Annotated in this window: 1 protein-coding gene; it reads left to right on the forward strand. The window is 33.9% G+C overall.

All coding sequences use genetic code 11. From position 1 onward, the window contains the following. Positions 1-1,053: ISLre2 family transposase (locus tag NSP_RS27615; protein ID WP_082209972.1), on the forward strand; the 1,053-nt coding region annotated here is incomplete at its 5' end. Between the last annotated feature and the right edge of the window lie 108 nt (positions 1,054-1,161).

Raw genomic sequence — 1,161 nt, forward strand, 5'->3', positions numbered from 1 at the left:
GGGATGTCTGAAGGTATTACCCCTTTGGTTTGGTCAACAATTGCCAAATATGGTACAATAGCAAGTTCTTTTGATGCAGCACATTCGACTCTGATAGATTGGGGAATAAATGTTAGTTTAAAACGAATCGAACGTCTGACTTACCTTTTTGGTAAAATTGGTATTAATCTTCGCCAATCGAAAATATTACATCTGGAGATGGATAACTTATCTGATAGTAATGTTCTCAAAGACCAACGAGTTGTCATCGCTGTAGATGGTGGAAGAACTAAAATTAGGTTTAATAAAAAAGGTAGACCCAGTAGCAAAACAAACCGTCATGGCTTTGTCGGTGAATGGATGGAGCCAAAGTTACTAACAATTTATGTCGTAAATGAACAAGGTAAAAAAATTAGAACATCAGCAATACCTATTACTAATGATGGCACATATTCCGGTTATAAAGAGTTTCTGAAAATTTTAGAAATGTACTTAGTAAATTTGGGGATAAGCCAAGCTAAACAGGTGTTATTGATTGCCGATGGTGCAGAGTGGATATGGATACACATTCCCCCGTTATTAAAAAAGCTAAAATGTCCATCCGAAACTTATCAATTATTAGATTTGTATCACGCTGTATCACATTTAAAAGATTTTGCTGATGCTGCTTTTAGTACAGATAATGAAAGTCAATTATGGTTTAAAAAAGCTCGAAAAGCTTTAAAGAAAGGGCAAACGCTAGATTTAATGAGAAACATGGGTGAATTTATCTCTGGCGCGACTGGAGAACGCTGTAAAATTTTAGTGCGAGAGCGAAATTATATTTTAAAAGCCTATAGAAGGAGGCTGTTAAAATATAACGAGGTGGCATCTCAAAAGCTTCCTCTTGGTAGTGGCGCAGTTGAAAGTTTAATTCGTCAAGTTGTTAATTTACGCATGAAAGGAAACAGTAAGTTTTGGTTACAAAATAATGCAGAAATTATGTTACATCTGCGTTGTCAATGGATAGCTAAAACTTGGGATAATTTTTGTGATTCTATTTTTAATTCTTTGATCAAATCCCCAACTGGGTAATAAATTTTATACTTTAATTCTTCCTTTAATTTATTTTCTGCTGTAATTGATACCAAACATTCAAGAGATATTACAGAAAATTTTGGAAATAATCGTCAAATGATTTAC

The organism is Nodularia spumigena CCY9414 (assembly GCF_000340565.2).
Classification (GTDB): domain Bacteria; phylum Cyanobacteriota; class Cyanobacteriia; order Cyanobacteriales; family Nostocaceae; genus Nodularia; species Nodularia spumigena.